Here is a 22,004-nt window from a genome sequence, read left to right on the forward strand (position 1 = left end):
AAATAATGGAATTTAGAAATATACCATTATCTCTACTACAACATATAATAAACGTAGTTCTAAATACTAATATAAATCTTCAAACACTTGAATTTTGGATAAAAATAAAAAATAAATTCTCTAGAAACAAAGAATACTTAAGATCAAAAACACTATCAACATTAGACAAAATGACAATAGCAAACCAAACATCACAAATATTCCAAATATACAGAGAACTAAGTCTTTATGATACATACAAAACACTAAATGAACTAAAAGACATAGAAAACCAACTATTAAAACCAATTAAAAAAAATACTAAACACCACAATAGAAAACAACATAAACAAAATAATAATACACCTCTTATACTCCGAAATACCAAGAACAAACAACGCAGTAGAACAATACTACAGAAACTCTTTACCAAAATCAAAGAAAAACAAAAAAAGAACCATTAACGGCATACTAACAACACTAACAACCAAAATGATGAAAAAATTTAAAAACACAAAAGAAAAATAAATATTCAAAAATCAAGACCCTACAACTGGAAAGCCACTAAAAATAGTAAAATAAATAAGAAAAGATAAGAATCTAATCTTTTTGAGTTGTAGTTGTTGTATTATTTATAGTTACATTATCTATATTAATATTTAAAAACTTCACATATGAATCATCATTTGCAAATTCAGTAGTTGTATTTGCCCCACTATCTTCTAAAACAACTTCAATTGTCGAATTTTTATATGTTTGATTGTATATTACACCATGTGTATTTGAATTTAAATCTATTGTATCAGAATAACCTTCATTTAGATATATAGAATAGGAAGTATTTGTTACTGAAGCTAATACTTTTCCGATTTCTGTATCATTTACATATACAGTTAATATTTTTTCGGGCAGTTGCTGTGATTTAATTTCTGTTCCAACACTAGCATTTGTATGATTTATATCAACATTTATAGTTGTATTATTTAGATTTTTATCTAGTGTATTTTCATCTACTTTAATATTTTTTACTTGTTGAGTATTCTCGAATTTAGTTTTAAAATCTGAATCCCTAATCACATCCCCCGGATTAACTTCTAAATTACTTCTAGCTAACTCAGGCATACGTATTAAATCATTTTCACCCTCAAGCGACTGTTCAAGCTGATACTTTTCATGATTAATATATATATTGTCCCCATATTGTGATTGAAGAGTACTCAATGCTGAAGTTGGGAGACGTATGAGCTGTTCTTCATTTTCCAAAGCATTCTCTATTGTATATGGTCCTCTAACATCTACCCCTTTATGAGGTTCAGGTGATGTTGATATTATTAGATTCTTACTTGCAGGTTCTATAGATATTTGATTTGAAGATATAGTTACAGATCCTACTAACGAAACTGTTAATAGTAATAGAATTATTATAGAAATAACTATTGGAAAATGCATGTGAATAAATGACTTAAATATTTGTTTCTTAGACACTTTACTTTGTCCATATATTCTTAAGGACATCTTAATTATTTTTATAATATAAAGTATAGAAATAATTAATCCAATTATTATAATAAATGAAGACATCCATGTAGTCATGAATCTAATAAAGAATAATCCAAATATTCCCAAGGTTATTAGTGATAATCCCATGATTTCCATCCTTATTGAACTACCTAAATCATCGACCATAGTCAATCTACCATAATTAATCGCACGATCAACTATTGTTCTTACAACCTCATTAGCCATTAAATTTAATTCTTTTAATGATGACATTTCATGAACAATATTTCCAATATCCACTTCATGTATTCTCATTCCACGGGCATCCGCATCTAACACTATACCAATATCAACACCATAATCCTTTTCAAGATCAATTGTATCTAAGAAATTTTTTGTTGCTGCAAACTGTCCACTTAATGGTTGTTCAAAACTTAATTCTGGAAAGAAAAATTGAAGTAAAGGTTTTGCTGTTAATTCAGTTACACGTCCTGCTTCTCTTTTAAATTTAGTTTTTGTTATGTCTGCATTCCCTTTAATAATCGGTCGAATTATTGATTCGACTTGTTTTTTATTAATTTCTGATAAATCAGCGTCTAAAAATAAAACTATATTATTTGTTACTTTTTTAAGGCCTGTTTTCATAGCAGAGCCTTTACCCTTATTTATCTTATGCTTTATAAGTACAACATCTTCTTTGGAGACTATATCATATGTTTTATCTGTAGACCCATCATCTACAACTATGATTTCTGTTATACTCTTTACTTGTTTTACTGTGTCAATTACATGTTTTATTGATTTTTCCTCATTAAATGCAGGTATTACAACAGATACAGTATCATTTACTTTAGAAGATTTATCTCCAAAATATAGTAAAGACACTATAATTATCAATATAATTGGTATAACTTGTAACATGTAATCTCATTTCCCTTTATATATGTTAAAAATTATTATTTAACATTTGTTAATTATTAATACATTTTATTAATTATAATATAAATGATTTTTTTATGTAAAAAACTGAATAATAAATAAATATTAAAATAAAATCAAAATTAAATAATATGAAGGAGGTTAATATAAAAAAAATTTATTCATCAGAATAAACTTTTGCATATTCTTCTGGACTATTATACAAACCAATTGCTGCTAAAGCACCAATAAGTCCTGCTTTTCCAGTGACATATTCAATATGAATATTATTTCTTTTAGCTATTTTTTCTGCTTCTTCAAATGATTTCATAGATTTTTTAGCCTCAATTCCATAATTTTTAACTTCTTGAGGAATATCTAACTTATCATACACAACAAATGCTGTATTTTCAGACAATGTATCTTTTTTTAACTTAGATTTAATACTGTTTATTAAATCTTCCTTATCCTCATCTTTTACTGCAAATACTAATATTATAGATACGCAATTCTTAGTTTTATTTGGATTATTCGGATATAATTGACAAGTAATATGTTCTAAATACTTATAACCCTTTTCATCTTGTATCTCAGTTGCAATATTATTAGCAAGTGTCCATGTAGCGCCTTCAGTAGGAATATCCGTATCATCAATACCAATAATTACTTTTCTAAGTTTTGGTGTTACAACTGCAGCTTTACCTACTTTAGAACCACCACCCTTCTCAAATATTTCAACTCGTTTTACACCTGCTGCTTTACCTCGACAAAATGCTGCTCCAACACCAGCCCCTGCTAAACCAGCGTGGATTATCTTAATTTCATCATCACCAATTATAGCTTCTTCTATTCCTGCTGCACAAAAACTTGGTTTTAAATCCAAAGTTGTTTTTCCTTTTTTAACAAGATATGTGTGTTTGTTTCCATCACGTTTAGCTTCTAATATTAACGGACTTGTTCTTTGATATTGTGTAATCATCCAGTCAGATCCTACAGGACATGGATGATATTCAATTAATTCTATTTTATCCTCATTATTATCAGTTACCGTTAAAATTTCATGATAAGGTGTTATCCATGCATCAGTATATTTTTCTTTTAATTCATCAGGTGTTAAAATTTCCATATTCTCATAGTTCCCTTTTGTTATTAGTTTTAAAAAAAAGAATGTAAAAAAAGAAGACATAAACCAATTAGTTTAATCTTTTCACTAATTTTACTGCAGCTTCCACTGCACGTTTACCATACTCTACTCTTTTATGTGCTTCAAGTCTAGTCATTCCTGGTCCTGAAATTCCAAGAGTTACTGGTTTATTATATTCTAATGATAAATCAGTTATTTTTCTTGCTGCGTGTTGTACTACAATCTCATCATGTTGAGTATCTCCTTCAATTACAGCACCTAAAGTAATAACTGCATCAACTTTTCCTTCATCTAATAATTTTTTTATTGCAATAGGCATATCATATACGCCAGGTACTGGGAATACCTCTGTAATTTCTGCATCTAAAAATTTAGCATGCTCTTTAGCTAATTCTAACATCATACTTGTTATATCAAAATTAAATTCTGCTACTACTGCTCCTATTTTAATCATTAAAATTTTCTCCTTTTATGTATTTTATATATTATATTACTTTTTCTAGATTTATACTAAGTATAATACAAATGCTGATACTGAACTTACTACCATAATGAATATAATAAATAATGCTATTAATTTTGCTGTTTCCATAGATTTAATCTCCGTTATTAATGTCTTATAATGTTTTAATTATTGTTAATTTTTCTGTTTATTTTCATATATTAAATTTTTATTTAATAATACCTACTTCTTAATATAAGAATCCTATTAAATATTAGTTATAACTAGAAAAAATTCAATTTAAAAAAGAAAAGAAAGAAACCTTTCCTCATATTTTATAATTTACTTGCTATATATTCAGCCATTTCTTGTGTTGATGCATCTCCACCTAAATCAGGAGTTACATTATCACCTTGACGAATAACATCAATCATAACATCTTCTATTTTTCTTGCATATTCAGATTCACCCAAATAATCTAACATCATGCATGCAGACAATATTGTTGCTACTGGATCTGCTATTCCTTGACCAGCAATATCGGGTGCTGAACCATGTACTGGTTCAAATAATCCAGAATTATCCCCAATATTTGCAGAAGGTATCATTCCTAAACCACCAACAAGTCCTGCACCTTCATCTGATAAAATATCACCATAGAGATTTGTTGTCACTATTACTTCAAAGTCAAGTGGATTTGTAATAAGATACATTGCTGTTGCATCAACATAGAAATCATTTGTTTTAATATCTGGATGATTTTCTGCCATTTTATAGAATGATTCTTTGAATAAACCATCAGATAATTTAAGTACATTTGCTTTATGTACAGCTGTAACTTTCTTACGACCTGTATCTTCAGCATATTTAAAAGCGTATTCTGCTATTCTTTCAGATGCAAATTTTGTTATTTTTTTACGTGCAATTGCACCTTCTTCTGTTAATTCTTCATCACCTATATATAAATCTTCAGTATTTTCTCTTACAATCATGAAGTCTATATCACCATATTTATCTGGTTGTAATGATTTTACAGGTCTTAAATTTACAAATGTGTTGAGTTCTCTTCTAAGTCTTACAATTACATCTGCTGCTGTTTCTCCCGCAGCTCCAAACAATACTGCATCTGCTTTTTTTGCTATTTCTAATGTTTCATCAGGAAGAGCCACACCTGTATCTTCTTTACATTTATCTCCTGCGTTAGCATAAGTATAATTAAAATCTATTGGTAATTTATCAAGTATTGTTATTGCTGCTTCTACTACTTCAGGACCAATTCCATCTCCAGGTATTACTGCTATATTATACATAAATATTATACTCCTATTCATTAAATCTTGTTTTATTTAAGTATTTTATTAATCCATCATTTTCAAGTATTTCAAACATGAATTCTGGAAGACTTGTTGTTGCATATTCTTGATTTTTTGTTTTATTAGTAAGTGTTCCATTTTCAAGATCTATTTTTACTGTATCTTCTTCTTCTATTTCATCAGGACCTTCATGTGCCTCTACTAATGTTAATCCAATGTTTATTGCATTTCTATAGAATATTCTAGCAAATGATTTTGCAACTACTGCCTTAATTCCTGAAGCTTTTAATGCTATAGGTGCATGTTCACGAGAAGATCCACATCCAAAGTTAGAACCTGCTACTATAACATCACCTTCTTGAATTTTATCTTTATAATGTAAATCATATCCTTCCATTACATGTTTTCCAAGATCTTCTGGTTTACTTAATGTTAAATATCTTCCTGGAAGTATACTATCTGTGTCTATGTCATCACCAAGTTTTAAAACTCGACCTTCAATAATTTTATCCATTTTATCGTCTCCTTCGAATTATTTTTTTTCTGGTGCTGTTATATGTCCAGTAATTGCACTTTCTGCTGCTACTATTGGTGAACTAAGATATACTTTTCCTTCAGGACTTCCTTGTCTTCCTTTGAAGTTACGATTAGATGTTGATAAACTTACTTCTCCATCTCCAATCACACCCACATGTCCACCAAGACATGGTCCACAACATGGATTACAAATTAATGCACCTGCATCTACAAATATATCCATTAAACCTTCATCTAATGCTTGTTTATAAATTGTACGTGATGCTGGTATTACTAATGTTCTTACTCCTGGATTGATTTTATTTCCTTTAAGAACACGTGCTGCTTGTTCTAAATCTTTAAGTCTACCATTCGTACATGAACCTATAAATACTTGATCTATTTCCACATCTTCAACTTCACTTGCTGGTTTTACATTATCCACATAATTTGGACATGCAACTTGTGGTTCTAAATCTGAAACATCAATATCCATAACTTCTAAGCTTGCTGCATCTTTATCTGTTGTGAATTTTGTATATTGTTTTGTGGTTCTGTTTTTAAGATATTCATCAGTTATTTTATCTGCTGGTACAATTCCAGTTTTTCCACCACATTCTATTGCCATATTACTTAATACCATACGATCAGACATATCCATATTTTGTACTGTTTCTCCAGTATATTCACATGCTTTATATCTTGCACCATCTTGCCCTATTTGTCCTATGATATTTAATATTACATCTTTACTTGTAACATTTTCTTTTAAATCACCTGTTACATTAAATTGTAATGTTTCTGGTACTTTAAACCATAATTGTCCTGTTGCAAATACCATAGCCATATCAGTTGATCCAATTCCTGTTCCAAAAGCTCCTAATGCTCCATGTGTACATGTATGTGAGTCACTACCAACTACTATTGTTCCTGGAAGTACATGTCCTTTTTCTGGTAATACTTGGTGACAAACACCTTCATATACATCATAAAAGTTTTTTATTCCCTGTTCTTTTACAAATTTTCTTAATATTTGATGATTTTTTGCAGCATCTAAAGTATCTGCAGGTACCTGATGATCAAAAGGAATTACTATTTTATCAGGATCCCATACTTTATTAGTATTAATTTTTTCTAGTGCTTGTAATGTTAATGGACCTGTAAGGTCATGTACCATAGCAGTATCAATATCTGCCATGACTATTTCTCCAGCTTCTACTTTTTCATTGCCAGATGATTTTGCTAATATTTTTTCAGATATTGTCATTGACATTGATTTGTTACCCCCTATTTAAGTGTAAATATTTTTAATGATTTTTTTAGTATAATGATTTAAGTGAATCATAATTCAATAGAATTATTGAAAAATAAAATTTCACATTATATATATTTTTGATAAACTAACTTATTATTTATTTTGTAATTAATTCTTTACTAGAAAAGTATAAGTATTACAAATTTATAAATTATTATTACATAATAATGTATTACAAATATACCAAATCAGTAAAAATAATTGTAGAATTATGCTAAAATGAATATAAAAATATTAGAAATATCCAAAATTTACTAAAAAATATATATAAATAAATAGTTATCAAAAGCTACCATAAAAACCTTTATATAAAATATACAAAAACTAAAACAAATGCAAATTATAAATATATTATAATATATCTAAATTTTTTATAAATAATAATTATTAAATATTAATATAACTCCCACATAGGAGGATCTAAATTGACAGGAGAAAATGAAGACTACATAAAAGAAAGATATCAAGAAGTTAAAGAGAAAGTAACATACAAAGACTTCTTAAAAGATTTAGAAGATATAAAAATAGAAAATGTTGATGCTCCCTTCCTTACACAACAACAATTAATTGATATGGTTATAGAAAAATATGCAGAACATGAAAACATACAACAAACACATACAAATCAAATACAACCCATATCTTCACTTATTGAAGGAAATGGAAACATTAGCATACAAGGAAGATTAATATCTATATCCAACATTAAAACATTTACAACAAAAAAAGGTAGAGAAGGAAAAGTTGCCAATCTAACAGTAGAAGATAATAGTGGAAAAATACGAGTCGTAATGTGGACAGACAATATGAAATACATGAATCGTATAGAAGAAGGAAACATTATAAAAGTAAACAATCTTGAAGTAAGAAAAGGATACACTGGAGATCTTGAAGTACAAATGAAAAATAACTCATCAATACAAGTTTTACCAGAAGAAGTAGATCCATCCCTACCAAAATATGAAGAAAAAATAACTAATCTATCAGACATTACTGAAGATGGTGAATACAACATCATAGTAAGAATCAAAAAAATATCAACACTTCGTGAAATTATAAAAGGAGAAAAAACTCTACAGATAATTACATTAGAAATAATGGATAAAACAGGAACACTTGAATTTACACTATGGAACAAAGATACAAAACTAGTAGATACATTAGAACTAAAAGAACATGATACTATAAAAATCATAAAAGCAAGAGCACAACAAAGATATGATCAGATAACATTATCCAATAGTTGGAATGGAAGAATTATAAAAAATGAATACGATGTTCCAGATTTTGAAGAAGAAATCCTAAAAATAGGCTATGCTGAAGAAAAAGAAGATGTAACAATCATAGGGACAATAACCAAAATCTATGATACAATAACATTCACAAAAACAGATGGAAATGAAGGACATGTTAGAAGCATAGAAGTAACTGATGAGACAGGATCTATAAGAGTAACACTATGGAACAAAGAAACAGAAATTGAAATGAGAAAGGGAGATATCATCAAAATTGAAGGAGGATCCATAGAATTTGATGATTATGCTGGAGATGGATATAGACTAAATACTGGCTGGAATGCATCAATAACAATTAACCCTGAACTTGATACAAAACTTAGAGAAAAACTTGAACTAGTAGATACAATTGGAATAGTAAAAATAGAAAACGTTCTAGATTTAAATGAAGACGAAGGTAGAGAAGTAGATGTTGTTGGAAGAATAATTACAACCAATGATACTCGTGAATTTGAAAGAGGAGATGGAAGTAAAGGACAAATAAAAAGTATTGAATTAGCTGATGAAACAGGAATTGTAAGAACATCACTTTGGGATGAAAAAGTAGATATCACTGAAAAACTTGGTGATGCAATAAAAATAGAAAATGCACGAACAAGGATTGGACAGGGTCAAATGGAACTAAGTGTAGGTAAATCCTCACGAATAACAACACCTACAGATGAAGAAATAGTAAACCTACCATCATATGAAAACATTGAACAAGACAGATACAATGATAGAACAATAAGTCAACTTGAAGAAAATGAAACAAACACAAAACTCAGAGTAAGAATCCTTAACATCAATGAAATAAACACATTTACAAGAACAGATGGAAGAGATGGAAGAGTAAGATCAATATATGTTGCTGATGAAACTGGTGAAATACAAGTATCACTCTGGGATGATGATACAGAAATAAAATTCACCAAAGGTTCTGCAATCATAATAGAAAATCCAAATATAACACGACAAAACACCAAACTAAGATTATCTATTGGAAATGGAAGTACAATACGTGCAGCAAGACAAGAAGAAGCTGAAAAAATGCTTTCATTAACTGAAATTGAAAATAAACTCTATGTTGAAAAATACATTGAAGACATAGAAGAAGATGATCAACATATAAAAATTAAAGGAACCATATCAGAAATTAATAGTGAAAAAATCATCTATACCATGTGTCCAAATTGTAATATTGGAATAACACAAGATGAAAATGGATATATATGTAATGAATGTGGAGAAAAAATAGAAAAACCAAATTATCTAATGATTATATCAACAACATTACAAGATGAAACAGGAACTGTTCAAGCAACATTCTTCAGAAAAGATGCAGAAGAACTTATAAGCACAACAACTGATGAAGTTGTAGCAATATATGAACAAACTGGAGATGAATCTGCAATGTCTTCAAAACTTGAAGACATGATTGGACATGAAGTTACAATAATAGCTAATGCAAACTTTAATGAATATGATGAAGATATTAGGTTAAATGTAAGACAACTAGTAATAGTAGTATAATGATATGAAAATAACAAGGAGAATTTAAATGACAGAATTAGAAGATTTACCAAGTGTAGGAGAAAAAACAGCACAAAAACTAAGAGATGCTGGATTTGCAGATATGATGAGATTAGCAACTGCAACACCTAAAGAACTTAGTGTAAAAGTAGAAATTGGTGAAGGAGTAGCTGCAAAAGTAATTGAAGCTGCAAGAAAAGCTGAAAAAATAGATTTTGAAACTGCATTCGAAGTAATGGAAAGACGTGAAGATGTTGGTAGAATAACAACGGGAAGTAAAGGTCTTGATGAACTTATAGGAGGAGGAATAGAAACCCAATCTATTACTGAAGTATATGGTGAATTTGGATCTGGAAAAAGTCAAATATCACATGAATTATCTGTTACAACCCAGTTACCTGTAGAAGAAGGTGGTCTTGATGGTGAAGTAGTATTTATTGATACTGAAAACACGTTTAGACCTGAAAGGATAGAACAAATAGCTGAAGGATTTGGATTAAATATAGAAGAAGTTCTTAAAAAAATTCATGTTGCAAGAGCATTTAACAGTTCACATCAAATTTTAATGGCTGATAAAATCAATGAATTAATACAAAGTGGAGTTAATATAAAACTTATAATAATTGATTCATTAATGGCACACTTCAGAGCAGAATATGTTGGTCGTGAATCATTAGCAACACGTCAACAAAAGTTAAATCAACACCTACACACCCTACAAACAATTGCAAACACGTATAATGTAGCAGTTCTTATAACAAACCAAGTACAATCAAAACCAGATTCATTCTTTGGAACTCCAACAAAAGCTGTTGGTGGACACGTTTTAGGACACGCATCAACATACCGCATATTACTTAAAAAAGGATTATCCGGTAAAAGAATAGCACGTCTTGTAGATAGTCCTCATTTACCTGAAGGCGAATCTGTATTTAAAGTAACTACCGAAGGTTTAGTAGATTAAATACATCTACTACATTTTTTTATAGATATAATAGAATGTGCAACAATTCTGTTTTTGGTGTTTTCAATAAGTTTCTTGTTACCTTATTTTATAATTATTAAATATTTGTCGGGGTTTGTATAACACAACAAATAATATATACAATTAACAGAGTAAAATAGTTGTCACACTCCTTCAACAACAATTAATAAATAGAACTTCTCAAAAATAACAATCCACTCAATAAAAAAATAACAATATATAAATAATATAAACAACAAAAATAACAAATAAGGTGATGAGGTTCCACCTATTTAACTGCCAGTGATTACTGGATGATGACTTCTATTTTTAAAGGTAAAATTAAGTTTACCTATAAATCATCAGATAATCACAAAATAGGATTAGGAGTTACCATGCAAATTTATAGGAAATTAACTTATTTTATCTTTAATTTTAAAAAAAATTAAGGAGACTATAAACTTGATTAGTGATATTTACCCAGTTATACTTGCAATACTAATAATACTAGCAAGTATGATTTCCATAAAATGGAGCATATCCATTTCAATTGTTGAAATAATAATGGGCGTAATTGCAGGAAATCTAGGAATATTACATGTTGAACCATGGATGATATACATAGCAAGTGTTGGAGGAATGGTTTTAACATTCCTAGCAGGAACAGAAATAAACATACAAATAATGAAATCAAATCTAAAAGAATGTATAAGTATAGGGATAGCATCATTCCTACTAGCATTTATAACAGTATTCATAACATGTAACTACATACTATCATGGCCACAACAATCATCATTACTTGTAGCAACAGCACTTTCAGAAACATCAATAGCCATAGTATACTCTGTAATAATAGATAAAAACCTATCAGAAAAAAAATTAGGAACAATATTAATGGGTTCAACCTTCATAACAAACATATGTACAGCAGCAACACTAAGTATATTGTTTATGAAACCTACAATAGAAACTCTAATTTTCATAATAACATCAATAATAATACTAGTATTTGCATATAAATATTCAGATATACTATTTGAAAGTAAAACATTTAGTATGAATAAAAATGAAATAGAACTAAAATATATATTCCTACTACTAACAATATTAATATTCTTTGCAACACTAGGAGGAGGACAAGCATTATTACCCGTATTCATATTAGGAGCGCTACTATCAAAACAATTTACACATACAAATAAAAATGACATGCTAACAAGACTACAAACAGTATCATTCACAATATTCACACCAATATTCTTCATTGTAGGTGGAACAAAAGTTTCAATACCTATAATAATATCAACAATAGGAATATTTTTATTAATATTTGTTGTAAGACAAGTGGGAAAATTCATAGGAGTATACACAATAGTAAAAAAAAGTTTATCAAAACACCACATGTATATTACTATGATAATGAGTACAGGTTTAACATTTGGATTAGTAGCAGCATTATATGGTTTAAATAATCATATTATTCCACAACATATCTACAGTATATTAGCAGGAGTATTAGTTTTAAGTGCCATACTTCCAAGTTTTATTGGAGATAAATTCTATGCACCATCATTTGAAGAATTATGAAGATAATTTTTCATTTTACTTTTTTTCATAGGATAGACATATATTCTACTAAAACCAAAAAAATTACCGTGAAGTTAGTCTAAACTAAAAATCATATTTTCACACAATTATAATTTAAAATTCGGAATAATTTTAGGTTAATCAAAAAAATAAAATTAATAATTTAGTTTAATCTAAAATAAAGCACCTTTATATATTAATTAAATAATAACAGTATAACAACAACCAGTATAGTGAAAATATGATAACCATTAATGAAAATGATTTAAGAAAATTAGAAAAATATTATAAAACAAATCCTTCATATGAATTAGTGGATTTGTTAGTTAATGAATTAGCAGATATTTTAGAAAAATCAAGTGGATTACAAACAGACATATACCAAGATATGGATGAAAAAACATATTACAGACTATACTCCGGATGTAGTGCAGTAGAAGTATATGTACAAAATAATATAATACAAATAGACTTTGATATGGGATGGCAATTAAACCAATCATTACAAAGTCAAAACAATCTCCCATTATAACTAGAGACATTCGTTATCTAAACATTATAAGGGGAATTTATTCTTTTTAAATTAATTTTCTTTAGGTTTAGTTCTATGACCTTTCTTTCTAATAACTTCCCGAATAATAAGATCCATAGGTGTACGTTTACCATGAGCAGTACTTTTACCCTTTTTAATATATTTTAACAATGTATCCACAGAATCAGTTACAGGAATCTCAGTATAACAACATCCTATTCCCTCAACAAAATGAGCATCACTCGCTCCAATCTCAGGAATATTATTTTTATTAGAAACTTTTTTACTAAGATAATTAGATATTCCAAGAATATATCTTGAATTTTTCGTTTCCATAGCATCAACATCTAATGATTGTGTAATATTACCAAGACCACTCCTATAATAACAATACGGGTGTGCTGCTATAGCAATTCCAGCATTATCATGAATTTCGTCAATTGTTTCTTCTGGTGATTGAAGAGGTTTTATATAATCAGTTATCCCCAAAGCAACAATATGACCTTTTGAAGTACTAACTTCCTCACCAGGAATTAATAACAAATCATCATGTTCTAATTCTCTAATAGCCCAAGTACCTTTTATTTCATCATGATCTGTTATAGCTATTGCATTAAGACCTATTTTTTTACTGTATTTAATAATGTTCTCAAGAGGAGTAATTGAATCTTTTGAATACTTACTATGAATATGTGTATCAATCTTCATTTAAAAACCTTCTAAAATTATGACCTAAATTATATTATAAATATTGAATTAATCAATAATATATTTAATAGTAAAATAATTAAGATTAATAATAAATATTAAATTAAATAAGAATGCCGAAAACATGATAAATATCTAAATTGAGGAGTTTTATGAAAAATATATTAAAAGAATTAATTGATGGCAAAATTTCTATTTCAGATGCTGAAGATAAATTAAAAATCATGCAAATACAAGAAATGGGTAGTCATGTTAAGTTTGATACTATGCGAGAAATAAGAGTTGGTGTTCCTGAAGCTATTTATTCACAAGGAAAAACCGATGAGGACCTAATAAACATAATCAACAATATTGATTTTACAAAACATTTAATGATAACAAGATTACCAGAAGAACGTTTTAATAGAATAAAATATCAGTTAAACAAAAACGTTTTAAAAAATGGAACATACTACAAAGAAGCATGTATATTAACTATTAATAAAACAACTCCAAAGGAAAAAAAAGGTACAGTTGGCATAATTACAGCAGGAACTGCAGATGTTCCAATAGCAGAGGAAGCCAGAATAACAATAGAACAAGCAGGTTATAAAACTATACCAACATATGATGTAGGAGTTGCAGGAATACATAGATTAATAGATAAAATCACATATCTTATTGATAAAAAAACAGATATTATCATTACAATAGCAGGAATGGAAGGAGCATTACCATCAGTTGTAGCAGGAATTGTAGACATTCCAGTAGTTGCAGTTCCAACATCAACAGGATATGGAGTAGGTGAAAAAGGATTCACAGCATTATTTGCTATGCTACAATCATGTGCACCTGGAATTGCCACTATGAATATAGATAATGGTTATGGAGCTGGAATATATTCTGTTACAATATTAAATCAAATAGAAAAAAGAATTAAAGACATGACAGAACAATAAATTTAGGAATGTAGTCAATGATTTCAAGTGTAACATTCTTGAAGATATAATATTAAAATAGCAATCTTTATATATAAGTTAGGAATAAACTATAATATAGCTCTTAGTTAGAGTTGACTATTTTATTCTATAGCAGGGTGGGGTAGTCTGGTGATCCCGCGGGGCTCATAACCCCGAGAGCCCTAGTTCAAATCTAGGCCCTGCTATCTTTAATTTATATTTAGATTTGTGGTAAGCTGAAGTGCAGTTAACGGTGAATTTCACTGAGGAAACTCCATCCACTATATAAAACCATGATGTTCTTAATTGACATACACTGAGAAGTGTGATACTGATATAGAAACGATACGATAGATCTTAATCTGGTTTTGAAAGATGATACAATTAGGTTGATGATGCCAAACATAGATAATCGATGAAACGATCAATCCATGGAGTGCAAAAGTAAATATTGTCATTTATGGTGATAGAGAATATTATTCTCTTAGAGTTTATGTTCTATTGTTGTTATAATATGACAAAAGGTATCTTGCTAAGATAAATACTGCAAAAAACATGAGGTGGGTTACTCTCAGCATGCCATAATATTTAAATTATTATGATACAATATCTTATTTTTTTTAATTTTATTAATACTTTTTTTATCTTAATGTGTGCGCGACAATTATTTTGTCCTATTAATTGGATTGTTGCACGTTTCTAAAAAAAAGATGTTGGAATAAGTTATTTATTCCATTTCTTCAAGTTTTTTATCAATATCATCCAATCTTGATTCTATTGTTTCTACTCTGTTATTGTTGTCTTGTTTGTATTGATTGAGATCTTTTTCAATTGAATCATATTTTTCTATTATTGAATCTAAGTCTTTGTGTGTTACTAAATCCCAATCTGCTATTACTTGTTCACTTTGTTCATCAATAAATTGATCTATTTTATTTGAAATTACATCTGCTTTAGATATATGTTCTTCATCTTCTTCATCTTGTATTCTATCTTTGATTTTTCCACTAAAATCATTCATTTTATCTGTGATGTTTGTAAAGTATTCTTCTTGTCCTACTCTTGAGGATATGCCTGTAGCTTGTGAATGAATATTTTGGTATATTTGGTTGTTGGTAATTTGCAGATAGTAATATATCATTATTAATATTGCTATTATTAATATTATTATAGCAAGAATTGATGCTGCTTCCATATTTTAACTTCCTTTATTTTTTTAGAGCTTTTTCTATTTCTTCTTCTTTTTTACTGAGTTGTTCTGATAATTTTTGAAGTTTTAATAGTTCACTTTTTGCTTCTAATTGTTCTACCTTTTCTGTTACTTCAGTATTTAATAGACCTACTTTTCCTATGATTTCAGCAGTGTTTATTCTGATTTGTCTTAGTCTTTCCTGATCTTCTTCTGATAAGTCGGACATGTCTTCTTTTCTTCTTTTATTTTCTAAATCTTTTTCAACAAGTTCTATTTTCTTAAGTTCTGTTTTTTTCTCAAGTAGTAGAACGTTGTTTTTAGAGACTGCATTTTTTCGCCATTCTATAACTATTACTATTATAGCTATTACAAAAAGTAATGATAGAATAATTATCATCAATTGTTCTTCAGTGAAGGCTATATTCATAATTTAACCTCTTTTATTTTTTATTTTTAGTAAATTCATTACTTGTTACTATTATATTATTTATCTAATTAATTATACTTTTATAAGAGTATATATTTAAATTAATAAATATAGTAAAAATATAATTAGTTTTAAAAATTTAGACCGTGATATTAATGTTTGAAAAATATGAAAAAGCAGGAAAAATTGCATCAAAAGTTAGAAAAGAGGCTGTAAAGAAAATTACTGCAGGTATGAAAGTAATTGATCTTGTGGAGTGGATTGAATCAGAAATTAAAAGTACTGGTGCTGGATTATCTTTCCCATGTAATGTTTCTATCAATCAAATAGCTGCTCATTATACTTCTGCTCCTAGTGATGATACACGATTTTGTTATGGTGATATTGTAAAGATTGATCTTGGAGCTGAAGTTGATGGTTATATTTCTGATACTGCTGTTACTGTTATTGTTGAGGGCGATAATGGAGAACTTGTTGATGAGGAGGGTAAAGCTTATAATATGCCAGGTCGATTAGATGATGGTAATCCTGTTGTTAGCGAGGATGAAATTGAAGAAAGACGTGCTATTATTAATGCTTCTAGTTGTGCATTAGAAAATGCTATTAGTATTATAAAAGAGGGAGTTACTTTAAATGAAATTGGTTACGAAGTTCAAAAAACTATGAATGATCTTGGATATAATCCTATTGTTAATCTTACTGGCCATAGTTTAGAGCAGAATAATTTACATGCTGGTCTTTCCATTCCTAATTATCCAGATGGTAGTAATCATGAGTTAAAAGAGGGAGATCATATTGCTGTTGAACCTTTTGCTACTAATGGTGTTGGTTTGGTAAATGATATTCCCCAGCATTATATTTATTCTTTCCTTAGAAATAGGCCTATGAGACAACCTGATTCTAAACATTTACTTAATTATATTGGAAATAATTTATGTTATTTCCCTTTTGCTAGAAGACATTTACTTGAAGTTTATGATGAACATAGATTAAATAGGGCTATACGTCCTTTAATTTCTTCTAGATCTATTTATCCATACAATGCTTTGAAAGAAAAAACTGATGGTATGGTTGCTCAGACTGAGCATACTATTATTGTTGAAAAGGATGGATGTTGTGTTACTACTTTGTAACACTTATTTTTTTTATTCTTGTGTTTTCCATCCTGCTATTGCACATTGTCCCATTGATACACTTCCATCTCCTGGACATGTTTGTTTGTGTTGTATGTATGTGTATCCTTCATTTGTTAGTGTTTCTTTAACTACTTTTGATATGTATTCATTGTAAAATACTCCGCCTGTTACTCCAATTATTTTTGTATTGTATGCTTTTGCTGTGTTTATGGCTATTTTTGATAGTGCTTCTGCTAATGTTCTTTGTGCTGCACATGCTATTTCATCTATACCTACACCACTTTTCATTAGTTTTACTACTTCATATAGTAGTTTACTTGTGTTTATTAGGGTTTTGTTATTTTTAATTTCATATATTGGTTCTATTTTCAGTAGATCAAATCCTTCTCTTGCTACTGATTCTAGTTTCATTGAACATTCTCCTTCATATCCCCTATTTTTACTAATTCCTAAAAGAACACTTATACTATCAAGTACTCTCCCCATACTACTTGTTTGTGCTGTGTTGAAGTTGTTTTCTAGTTGTTTTAATGTTATATCTACTTCTTTTTCTCCATATTTAAAGTAATCTGAATAATCTGTTTTCATAAGGTTTCTTAATTCTTCAGTATCCATGATATTATATAGTATTCCCATTGCCATTCTTATTGGATATTTTGTACTTAGATCTCCTCCAGGCATTGGTTGTAGTGTGAGTCCTCCATGATTTTTATATTCTCCAGTGTTATTTAAATATAGGACTTCTCCACCCCATATATTTCCATCTTCCCCGTATCCTACTCCATCTGCTGTTATTGCTACCATTTCATCCAATTGATGTTCTGACATTAGGCTTGCTGCATGTGCATGATGATGTTGTACTTGTATGAGTTCTGTATTGTATTTTTTTGATAGTTCTTTTGCTAGTTTTGTTGTGTTAAATTCTGGATGCATATCTGCTACTATGTAATCTATTTTATCCGTTCTTGTTAGTTTTAGAAGGTGTTTTATTGCATCTTTCATAAATTCTAGTGTTTTGTATTTTGATGTGTTTCCTATGTGTTGGGATGGATAACATTTTCCTTCTTTTAATATTGAAAATGTTACATCTAGTTCTGGTCCAAGTGCTAGTATATTTTTTGTTGTGTTTATTTTTGTAAAGTCAAAAGGTTTTGGTACATATCCTCTTGATCTTCTTATAAATGAGGGTTTGTTATTTCTGAATCGAATTACACTATCATCACACCTGTTTAGTATTTTTCTATCATGTAAGAGATAGTAGTCTGCTATATCTTCTAATTTAGTTGTTATTTCTTTATTATCTATTAACATTGGATTTCCAGGCATGTTTGCTGATGTCATCACATATGCTGGTTCTAATGTGTACTTAAATAGTAAATGATGTAGTCCTGTATATGGCAACATTACCCCTTGATTATGTAGATTAGGTGATAGTTGTGGTGATAGATTGTATTCAGGGGATTTATTTAGTACTACTATTGGTTTTGCTACTGATTGTAGAACTTCTTTTTCTTGTTGTGTGTATGTAACAAATAAACTTGCTGTTTGTATATCTGGTGTCATGCATGCGAATGGTTGTGTTTTTCTCCCTAATCTTTCTCTTAATTTTTCTATTGCATCATCTGTTGATGTTTTACATACAAGATGTGTTCCACCTATTCCTTTTATTGCTATTATGTTTCCCTCATCTATTAGTTGACTTGTTTGTCTTATTGGATCTCTTGTAGGTATTTTTCCATCCTTATACAAATACACCTCTGGTCCACAATCTGGACAACATGTTGCTTCTGCATGATATCTTCTATCTAGTGGGTTTGTATATTCTTGATTACAATGTTTACATAGTGGGAATTTCTTCATTGTTGTATTTTTTCTATCATATGGTACTTCATCTATTATTGTAAATCTTGGCCCACAGTTTGTACATGCTGTAAATGGATAATAGTAGTGTTGATTGTTTGTATCTAATATTTCATCTAGACATTCATCACATATACTCATATCTGGTGGTATTACTGCTGTTCCTGATATTTCATTACTACTATTTACTATTGTGAAGTCATTGTATTTTGGTGTTGTTTGTTCGTGTATATCTACGTGTATATTATTTATTTCAGATCTTATTGGTTTATGTTCTTGTATTTGATCTATAAAAAGTTTTATATCATCGTATGTTCCTTGTACTACTATTTCTACTATGTTTCCCATGTTTCGTACATAACCATTTAGTTTCATTACTTTTGCTAGCCTGTATATTGTAGGTCTAAATCCTACTCCTTGAACTATTCCATCTACTAATAGATTTGCAGTGTATTGTTTCATTTTTTCCCACATTCTTTTTTTTAATTAATATAATTTTTTTGGAGTTTTGTTTATTTAGTTTTGTATTTTTTTTTGTTGATAAGAAATAATTTTTATTAGTGAAAATATATAATTATAAATATATAAATATAATATTATTGAAAAACTTTTTTTTATAATTCATACATCTTGTGATGGAAAAAAGATTATAATTGAATAAAATGGAGAATATAATTAATGTCTGATATATATGAGATAGGTGAAGCTTTAATTGGTGATGGACCTGAATTAGCACATATTGATCTTATAGTTGGTAGTAAACAAGGACCTGTTGGTACTGCTTTTGCAACTAACATGGCAAGTATGAGTGTTGGTCATACTCCTTTATTATCTGTTATTAGACCAAACTTACCTACTAAACCTGCTACTCTTATTGTACCTAAAGTAACTGTACAAAATCTAGATGATGCAAGTAAAATATTTGGTCCAGCTCAAACTGCTGTTGGTCGTGCTGTAGCAGATGCTGTTGAAGAAGAAATAATTCCAAAGGATATTGTGGAAGATATTGTATTGATGGTTAATGTATTTATTGATCCTTCTGCTAAGGATTACCGTAAAATATACCAATACAATTATGGTGCTACTAAATTAGCTATTAAACGTGCATTTGATAAATATCCTTCTGTTGATAAGGTTTTAGCTGAAAAAGACAGAGGAACACATCCAATTATGGGATTCAAAGCTATGAAATTATGGAACCCACCTTACTTACAAGTTGCATTAGATCTTGATAATGAAGATAGAATGCGTAGTATTATAAGAGATTTACCTAAACGTGAAAGAATTCTTATTGAAGCAGGTACACCTTTAGTTAAAAAATTTGGTGTTGAAATTATCAGTAAAATAAGAGAAGAAAGACCGGGTGCTTTCATTATTGCTGATCTTAAAACTTTAGACGTTGGTAGAGTAGAAGTTAAAATGGCTGCTGATGAAACAGCTGATGCTGTTGCTATTTCTGGTCTTGGAACCAATGAATCCATTGAGAAAGCTATCCATGAATGTTCTAAACAAGGAATTTACTCTATTCTTGATATGATGAATGTAAGTGATATTCCTTCCAAACTTGAAGAACTTAAATTAAAACCTAATATAGTTTTATTACACAGAAATATTGATTCTGAGACTATGAGAGATAATGATGGTGAACAACAATCTGAATGGGGTAACATCAAAGATATTAAATCTAAACTTGGTAAACGAGGTTTAATTGCTGTTGCTGGTGGAGTAACTCCTGAAAAAGTTGATACTGCCTTAGCTAATGGTGCTAATATTATTATTGCTGGAAGATATATTATTGGTTCATCTGATGTTAGAAGAGCTGCTGAAGATTTCCTCAGATACTTACCTCAAGATTCTGATACAATGAGATTAGCTCTTGATGAGGATGAAAAAATTTAGATTTTCTTTTTTTTCTTCTTTTTATTTTTTGTAATTGTTTTTGTATAGTTGAATTTATTTTTTAGTATATGTTATAAGTTATTTGTAATAAGTTATAAGTTATATATTTAAAAAAAATTAGATTTTATTCATACTTTCCACATCTTCTTGTGGATAACGATACTGTTGTTTGATTACATCATCCTCAAATCGAATTCCCTCATTCTCTAGTATGAATCTTTTAAAATAACCATCTTTTCTTCCATTATATCCACCTAATGTCCAATCAGATTTTACTGTTCTATGACATGGAATTATCAATGGAAATGGATTGGATGCAAGGGTATTTGCTACTGGTCTTGCACTTTTAGGTCGTCCTATTAATTGTGCTAATTTCTTATATGTAGTTACCATTCCATATGGTATTTCATTTTGTTTTAATAGTACTTCTCTTTGAAATTGTGTAAGATCATTTAAATCTAATTGATTTAATTCAAATTTAATATCATGTCCCATAATAATTTCTTTAATATTTGACATGATTTTTAATATGTATTTACTTGGATGTACTTCATGTAAAACTCCATGATATTGTATGTCCCCATAATTGTGTTTTCGACTCTTTGAATCTGGAAGTACCACTTGTTTTATTATTTCATTTTTATCCCATACAATAGCTATTTCCCCAATTAAAGAATTGAAAACCATATATTTAAGTGAGCCTAAATTTAACACCTCCTGTCTATGAAAAACATTCATTACAATTAATTACTAATTATTTAAGACATGATATAAATATATATATGAATTAAAAATAAAATCTATAAAAAAAGTAAGGAGGAATA

General features: G+C 28.9%; 18 protein-coding genes, 1 tRNA gene, 1 other RNA gene, 1 pseudogene and 1 riboswitch. Of the genes and pseudogenes, 10 read left to right on the plus strand and 11 right to left on the minus strand.

From position 1 onward, the window contains the following. Positions 1-507, plus strand: a pseudogene (locus tag BZ132_RS07140) (ISNCY family transposase); the annotation flags it as partial. 72 nt (positions 508-579) lie between these two features. Here BZ132_RS07140 and BZ132_RS07145 read toward each other — a convergent pair. The 6 genes from BZ132_RS07145 to hacA all read right to left on the minus strand — a co-directional run bounded on the left by BZ132_RS07145 (position 580) and on the right by hacA (position 7,085). Then, a complete protein-coding gene (locus BZ132_RS07145) occupies positions 580-2,400 on the minus strand; it encodes a glycosyltransferase (protein ID WP_112149761.1) in 1,821 nt (606 codons plus the stop codon). Between the two features lie 175 nt (positions 2,401-2,575). Beyond that, positions 2,576-3,523, minus strand: coding sequence for a methanogenesis marker protein 11 (mmp11, locus tag BZ132_RS07150; protein WP_011407051.1), 948 nt, complete (start codon positions 3,521-3,523; stop codon positions 2,576-2,578). Between the two features lie 67 nt (positions 3,524-3,590). Next, positions 3,591-3,995 (minus strand): 6,7-dimethyl-8-ribityllumazine synthase, encoded by a 405-nt coding sequence (ribH, locus tag BZ132_RS07155; protein ID WP_011407052.1) that lies wholly within the window; start codon positions 3,993-3,995, stop codon positions 3,591-3,593. Between the two features lie 323 nt (positions 3,996-4,318). Then, on the minus strand, positions 4,319-5,293 hold the full coding sequence (locus BZ132_RS07160) for an isocitrate/isopropylmalate family dehydrogenase (RefSeq protein WP_011407053.1): 975 nt from the start codon (positions 5,291-5,293) through the stop codon (positions 4,319-4,321). A gap of 13 nt (positions 5,294-5,306) precedes the next feature. Continuing rightward, on the minus strand, positions 5,307-5,810 hold the full coding sequence (locus tag BZ132_RS07165; protein WP_011407054.1) for a 3-isopropylmalate dehydratase small subunit: 504 nt from the start codon (positions 5,808-5,810) through the stop codon (positions 5,307-5,309). A gap of 18 nt (positions 5,811-5,828) precedes the next feature. After that, positions 5,829-7,085 carry a homoaconitase large subunit gene (gene hacA / locus BZ132_RS07170; RefSeq protein ID WP_011407055.1) on the minus strand — a complete coding sequence of 419 codons (1,257 nt, stop codon included), beginning with the start codon at positions 7,083-7,085 and terminating at the stop codon, positions 5,829-5,831. A gap of 467 nt (positions 7,086-7,552) precedes the next feature. On the opposite strand from hacA, the gene BZ132_RS07175 reads away from it, so the two are divergent. From BZ132_RS07175 to BZ132_RS07190, 4 genes are all read left to right on the plus strand, one after another. After that, positions 7,553-9,934 carry a replication factor A gene (locus BZ132_RS07175; protein ID WP_286940701.1) on the plus strand — a complete coding sequence of 794 codons (2,382 nt, stop codon included), beginning with the start codon at positions 7,553-7,555 and terminating at the stop codon, positions 9,932-9,934. 28 nt (positions 9,935-9,962) lie between these two features. Further along, complete coding sequence (gene radA, locus BZ132_RS07180; RefSeq protein WP_011407057.1) at positions 9,963-10,898, plus strand: DNA repair and recombination protein RadA; 936 nt, start codon at positions 9,963-9,965, stop codon at positions 10,896-10,898. Positions 10,899-11,162: 264 nt separating this feature from the next. Next, positions 11,163-11,232: riboswitch (Fluoride riboswitch) on the plus strand. Between the two features lie 128 nt (positions 11,233-11,360). After that, a complete protein-coding gene (locus BZ132_RS07185) occupies positions 11,361-12,488 on the plus strand; it encodes a cation:proton antiporter (RefSeq protein ID WP_286940702.1) in 1,128 nt (375 codons plus the stop codon). 241 nt (positions 12,489-12,729) lie between these two features. Next, positions 12,730-13,020 carry a hypothetical protein gene (locus BZ132_RS07190; RefSeq protein WP_286940703.1) on the plus strand — a complete coding sequence of 97 codons (291 nt, stop codon included), beginning with the start codon at positions 12,730-12,732 and terminating at the stop codon, positions 13,018-13,020. 51 nt (positions 13,021-13,071) lie between these two features. On the opposite strand, the gene BZ132_RS07195 is transcribed toward BZ132_RS07190, so the two are convergent. After that, entirely contained in the window at positions 13,072-13,728 is a 657-nt protein-coding gene (locus BZ132_RS07195; RefSeq protein ID WP_011407060.1) for a PHP domain-containing protein, read from the minus strand. A 152-nt stretch (positions 13,729-13,880) separates the two neighbouring features. Here BZ132_RS07195 and larB point away from each other — a divergent pair, with 152 nt between their 5' ends. The 3 genes from larB to rnpB all read left to right on the plus strand — a co-directional run bounded on the left by larB (position 13,881) and on the right by rnpB (position 15,246). Continuing rightward, a complete protein-coding gene (gene larB / locus BZ132_RS07200) occupies positions 13,881-14,666 on the plus strand; it encodes a nickel pincer cofactor biosynthesis protein LarB (protein WP_011407061.1) in 786 nt (261 codons plus the stop codon). A 131-nt stretch (positions 14,667-14,797) separates the two neighbouring features. Beyond that, a tRNA-Met gene (locus BZ132_RS07205) sits at positions 14,798-14,872 on the plus strand. 25 nt (positions 14,873-14,897) lie between these two features. Continuing rightward, positions 14,898-15,246: RNase P RNA component (gene rnpB, locus BZ132_RS07210), an RNA gene on the plus strand. A gap of 147 nt (positions 15,247-15,393) precedes the next feature. Here the strand turns inward: rnpB and BZ132_RS07215 are convergent. Both BZ132_RS07215 and BZ132_RS07220 read right to left on the minus strand, forming a co-directional pair. Next, complete coding sequence (locus BZ132_RS07215) at positions 15,394-15,861, minus strand: hypothetical protein (RefSeq protein WP_011407062.1); 468 nt, start codon at positions 15,859-15,861, stop codon at positions 15,394-15,396. 13 nt (positions 15,862-15,874) lie between these two features. Beyond that, complete coding sequence (locus BZ132_RS07220) at positions 15,875-16,285, minus strand: hypothetical protein (protein WP_011407063.1); 411 nt, start codon at positions 16,283-16,285, stop codon at positions 15,875-15,877. Between the two features lie 155 nt (positions 16,286-16,440). Between BZ132_RS07220 and BZ132_RS07225 the strand changes: the two genes are divergently transcribed. Continuing rightward, the gene (locus BZ132_RS07225; protein WP_112149763.1) at positions 16,441-17,418 is read left to right on the plus strand and encodes a M24 family metallopeptidase; all 978 of its coding nucleotides are present in this window, start codon (positions 16,441-16,443) and stop codon (positions 17,416-17,418) included. Positions 17,419-17,430: 12 nt separating this feature from the next. On the opposite strand, the gene hypF is transcribed toward BZ132_RS07225, so the two are convergent. Continuing rightward, positions 17,431-19,743, minus strand: coding sequence for a carbamoyltransferase HypF (hypF, locus tag BZ132_RS07230; protein WP_011407065.1), 2,313 nt, complete (start codon positions 19,741-19,743; stop codon positions 17,431-17,433). Between the two features lie 225 nt (positions 19,744-19,968). Between hypF and BZ132_RS07235 the strand changes: the two genes are divergently transcribed. Then, positions 19,969-21,180, plus strand: a complete 1,212-nt coding sequence (locus BZ132_RS07235; RefSeq protein WP_048059920.1) for a bifunctional 5,6,7,8-tetrahydromethanopterin hydro-lyase/3-hexulose-6-phosphate synthase — start codon at positions 19,969-19,971, stop codon at positions 21,178-21,180. 117 nt (positions 21,181-21,297) lie between these two features. Here BZ132_RS07235 and BZ132_RS07240 read toward each other — a convergent pair whose 3' ends face one another. Beyond that, the gene (locus BZ132_RS07240; protein WP_233144175.1) at positions 21,298-21,894 is read right to left on the minus strand and encodes a methylated-DNA--[protein]-cysteine S-methyltransferase; all 597 of its coding nucleotides are present in this window, start codon (positions 21,892-21,894) and stop codon (positions 21,298-21,300) included. Positions 21,895-22,004: the final 110 nt, after the last annotated feature.

It is taken from the genome of Methanosphaera sp. DEW79 (assembly GCF_003266085.1).
GTDB lineage: Archaea > Methanobacteriota > Methanobacteria > Methanobacteriales > Methanobacteriaceae > Methanosphaera > Methanosphaera stadtmanae.

What these genes read in the sequence shown, in the direction of transcription:
- radA (WP_011407057.1), top strand. Translation starts at nt 9,963, where the DNA reads ATGACAGAATTAGAAGATTTACCAAGTGTAGGAGAAAAAACAGCACAA.
- BZ132_RS07220 (WP_011407063.1), bottom strand. Translation starts at nt 16,285, where the DNA reads ATGAATATAGCCTTCACTGAAGAACAATTGATGATAATTATTCTATCA.
- hacA (WP_011407055.1), bottom strand. Translation starts at nt 7,085, where the DNA reads ATGTCAATGACAATATCTGAAAAAATATTAGCAAAATCATCTGGCAAT.
- BZ132_RS07145 (WP_112149761.1), bottom strand. Translation starts at nt 2,400, where the DNA reads ATGTTACAAGTTATACCAATTATATTGATAATTATAGTGTCTTTACTA.
- mmp11 (WP_011407051.1), bottom strand. Translation starts at nt 3,523, where the DNA reads ATGGAAATTTTAACACCTGATGAATTAAAAGAAAAATATACTGATGCA.
- larB (WP_011407061.1), top strand. Translation starts at nt 13,881, where the DNA reads ATGAAAAATATATTAAAAGAATTAATTGATGGCAAAATTTCTATTTCA.
- BZ132_RS07160 (WP_011407053.1), bottom strand. Translation starts at nt 5,293, where the DNA reads ATGTATAATATAGCAGTAATACCTGGAGATGGAATTGGTCCTGAAGTA.
- BZ132_RS07215 (WP_011407062.1), bottom strand. Translation starts at nt 15,861, where the DNA reads ATGGAAGCAGCATCAATTCTTGCTATAATAATATTAATAATAGCAATA.
- hypF (WP_011407065.1), bottom strand. Translation starts at nt 19,743, where the DNA reads ATGAAACAATACACTGCAAATCTATTAGTAGATGGAATAGTTCAAGGA.
- BZ132_RS07165 (WP_011407054.1), bottom strand. Translation starts at nt 5,810, where the DNA reads ATGGATAAAATTATTGAAGGTCGAGTTTTAAAACTTGGTGATGACATA.
- BZ132_RS07190 (WP_286940703.1), top strand. Translation starts at nt 12,730, where the DNA reads ATGATAACCATTAATGAAAATGATTTAAGAAAATTAGAAAAATATTAT.
- ribH (WP_011407052.1), bottom strand. Translation starts at nt 3,995, where the DNA reads ATGATTAAAATAGGAGCAGTAGTAGCAGAATTTAATTTTGATATAACA.
- BZ132_RS07195 (WP_011407060.1), bottom strand. Translation starts at nt 13,728, where the DNA reads ATGAAGATTGATACACATATTCATAGTAAGTATTCAAAAGATTCAATT.
- BZ132_RS07225 (WP_112149763.1), top strand. Translation starts at nt 16,441, where the DNA reads ATGTTTGAAAAATATGAAAAAGCAGGAAAAATTGCATCAAAAGTTAGA.